2 protein-coding genes are annotated in these 3,618 nt (G+C 66.6%); both read right to left on the bottom strand.

The genetic code is table 11. From position 1 onward, the window contains the following. Window positions 1-81 precede the first annotated feature (81 nt). Entirely contained in the window at window positions 82-315 is a 234-nt protein-coding gene (locus VGX25_RS34820) for a hypothetical protein (RefSeq protein ID WP_326922243.1), read from the bottom strand. A gap of 263 nt (window positions 316-578) precedes the next feature. Next, complete coding sequence (locus VGX25_RS34815) at window positions 579-3,266, bottom strand: hypothetical protein (RefSeq protein ID WP_326922242.1); 2,688 nt, start codon at window positions 3,264-3,266, stop codon at window positions 579-581. Window positions 3,267-3,618: the final 352 nt, after the last annotated feature.

Raw genomic sequence — 3,618 nt, 5'->3', positions numbered from 1 at the left:
CGAGCACTTTGTACGTGACGATCGACCGCCGCAAACGCCGCTACGATCAATGCTGCGCCACCTGCAGGACCAATACATCGTCTATGCCACCGATCGGGCATCGAGCCCCCCACGGCGACCGAACACGCGAACATGCCGATGATCGGTCCAGCCCGAGGTCGGCATTCCGCCAGCGGTGCAGCGCCTCGTCCAGGAGATCCACGTCGGGTAACAGCCCGTAGCGCTCAGCCCCGTCGAGCCGGCACCGCCGCGCGCGGTGGTGCCGAAGGACGGAATGTCGCCGCGCAGTATGTCGGCGATCTCGGCGTCGATCACGGCTGGGTAGTCGGGCGCACCCGCATGTTCGCGGTCATCAGCGACAGCAGGCGCGGCATGGGGGCCGCTGCCGCCTCATCGTGCAATGACACCGGGTGCCATAGCATCCGGCCGAGTTCGGAGTAAACCTCGGTCAACCCGCGGCGCTACCCGGACCCGATAGTCGCGGAACGGCTCGGGCATCGGGGGCGAGTGCTCCGGCTAGGTTCTCCGTGATCAGCGATTCGCTTCCGGAATGGCGTCGGGGGCTGATCGATCGTGATTCAGCCCGGGCAATGCACCGGGTCGGAGGGGAGCATGAGCACGCAGGCCGGTGGTTCGGCGATGTCTTTGACGTTGGGAAGTCGCAGGATCGTGATGGGCCGCGATTGTCCTGCTCGGCCTGTGCGGAAGTCGATTTCTCCGGATGCCCCGTCGTAACAGTTTCCGCGGGGTGCGTCGGGTGATGTCGGGCAGGACATTTCGATCAGTTCGTGCGAGATCGCGGCTCGGTTGGGTGACCGCCCGCTCGGGTCTATCCGGTTTCGGGCCGTCTGGTTCCGCGCGACGGCGTGGAGGAACACTCCGGCGCTGTCGTAGGCGATACCGATGCGCTCGCCGATCCACGGCATGTTGGCCCGATTGAGAAGTGCGCCGAACCCGCGCCACGCCTCCTTGTCCTTGTCCCGGGGATTCCGCAGGTCACGAAGGCTGGAGCAGAGCGGTGTGACCTGCGAGGCAGGGGTGGCCGTCAGACAATGCCGGTTCTTGAGGACGACCAGTCCGCCGAGGGAGACATACAAGATCGAAATCCCGGCATAGGAGGCCTTGTCCCGTTTGTCCGACTGGGCGACGAAACGGGCTACCGGGTCACCACCGAGAATGGTCGGTAGGTTCGCGGCGCATTCGGCGAGGATCCGGTCGAGAAATCCGTCGAAGTCGGCTTGCCTGCCGGCGAAGAAGGCGATGCGATCGGTGCCGCAGGTCGGTTTCACCGTTGCCACCGCACCGTCCCAGAACCGGAATGGCGCCTCGCCGACCTGCGTGACCATCTCGTCGTGCAGCGACTGCAAGAAGCCATCGCCCGTGACGTTCTTCGGCTGGTAGACGTCGAGGGGTTTTCCTTCTCGTTCCACGTATTTCTTCACCAGTTGGGCTTGGGCCTTGTTGCCCGGCACGAGCTGGAAGTACATGGGCGAGCGGCCGGCGACGCTTTCGCCGGTCAGTGTCGTGCCCACGACCGGGACGCCCAGGTCGCCCAAGGCCCCGATCGCGCTTTCGACAGGATCGACTGTGCTGCCCATGCCGACCACGCCCATCAGTGAGGCATCCGTCTCGAACAACGGCGCCAGAAGCTCGTCGACCACCTGGCGGGCCTGACCCATGCGATAGCCCCCGTTGGCCACGATGACTCGCAGCAGCGGACCGTTGTGATCGCTCCGCATGTTGGCCTGTGCCTGGCGGAGGAGCAGACCGGTCAGCTGCTCGGTGACCGAGTCCGTGGAACCCAGCTCACCCCGCGGTTTGGTGAGCTCGGAGAAGTACACGATGCCCACGAGTGGGCGTTCGGGGTCGACCGCGTGCAACTCCTCGGCCGTCTCGTTGAGTTCGAAGATGGCCCGCTGTGCCGCCCGCATGCGCTCGTCATCGCCGAAGAGTTGGGCGGAATTGTCGCTGTATCCAACGCATTCCCCGCCGCGCCCGTCGGCGGACCATTGCACCGCAACCCCGGAGCGCGGCGACGGCAGGCAGTTCCCCGCGATTCTCGGCCACAGCCATGACCCGCCGGTGAGGGCAGTCGCCGTGACCGCGGCCGTCAGGGCGGCCAGCAGGAACGAGCGGCGCGCGGGAACGGGGACCGGCCTGGGGCGGATGTGACCCAGCGCGGACCAGGCGGACTCGTCGGCGTCGCTGGGTGGGCCGTCAAGCGCGATCGGCGTCCGGATGGTGATGAAGCGTGCGTCATCGCTCAGGGACTGCCTGCGGACCGGAAGCCACTCGAGCCAGGTGTCAAGCTCAGTCTGGACGCGGTGCACCGGCTGCAATGTACGGCCCTCCGCCAGCCAGTCGGGCAGTCGCGCCGCCGTCGCCACGATGAGGAGAGGGTCGTGGTCGGTGGACTCGTTGCGCACGTCGTTGATCAGCCGCAGCAACTCCCAGCCGCCGTTGTCCTCGGTGATGCTGTCGAGCAGCACCAGGATGTAGGCGGTACGCCGCCATCGCCGTAGCCGCAGCTTGCCCGCGCCGTATACCACCCTGAGGTCTTGCAGGAACGCGTGCACGACCAGCTTCTTGAGTTCTTCCAGGCTCTCCCCATCCCGCTGGCGGGCGGTAAGCCGCTCGGCGAACCCGAGAAAACTGGTGGAGTGGCCGGGCAGCATGAACCGTTGCCGCATCAGCCACCGAGGTTCCCGTCCGAACGGCCACACCCGCCTCGACCACAGCCAGTACCGGACCGGCCGGTGCCACGCCACGAAGACCGCGACGACGATCTGCACCCACAGCGGGAGCGCCGCCCTTGCCGCCGCGGTCGCCTCGGCCCGGGTCTTCTCCGGATCCGATCGTCGACCGTGCCAAGCCACCAGCAGCTCGGCGATCTCGGCGCGTTCCCGGCGACTCTCGCCCGGATGTACCTGCTGCCTGGTCAGCCGGTCGACGAGGGTGAAGTGACTAAACCGCCGCACCCGCTGGTTTCCGAACCGGTCCTCGGCCAACCGGTCCCGCAGGACCTCGAGCAACGGCAACAGCGGAGGCCCCAGCCGCATGGCGCCATCCGCCGCATGTTCTTCGCTATCCGGGTGATCGGCCATGGCCGCGCCGGCCGCCGCGTCTGCCTTGGCAAACAGCACTTTGGGTGGATCGGCCTCACCGATCCGCCGAGCCAGCTCGCTCAGAAACTCCGCCGCCGGCGGGTCTCCGATCAGGCAGATCAGTGGCAGCGGCCGGTCCCCGCGCCACCCCGCACGCGCCACCCGTGACCACCGAGGACGGTCCAGCAGTTGGTGAATCACTCTCAATAAACTGTGCAAACCACGAAAGACAGGGGCAGTCAAGGTCCCCCCATTCACTCAGGGCGTCACCCCAGATATCGCCACCCACATCAGCCCTGTTGCGCCCACGAGAAGAACCGGCCTGCCCGTGCCTAGAGCCGGCACCAACCCGAGACCGGCACGTCCTCTTCTACCGCTGCCAGCGTGATCGATTTGCTGGGTGACTGGGCTGTGCTCAGCGTGCTGAGGTATGACGACCACTTCATCGGCGGTTCCAGTTGACTTCGCCGAAGATCTTGTTCTTCGGTTGGCGGCCTCGGCATACCTGGGCCGG

The sequence above is a fragment of the Actinophytocola sp. genome, assembly GCF_035942955.1.
GTDB lineage: Bacteria > Actinomycetota > Actinomycetes > Mycobacteriales > Pseudonocardiaceae > DASYTH01.
The sequence above is the reverse complement of the archived record's forward strand: the minus strand, read 5'-3'. Positions and strand labels throughout refer to the sequence as shown.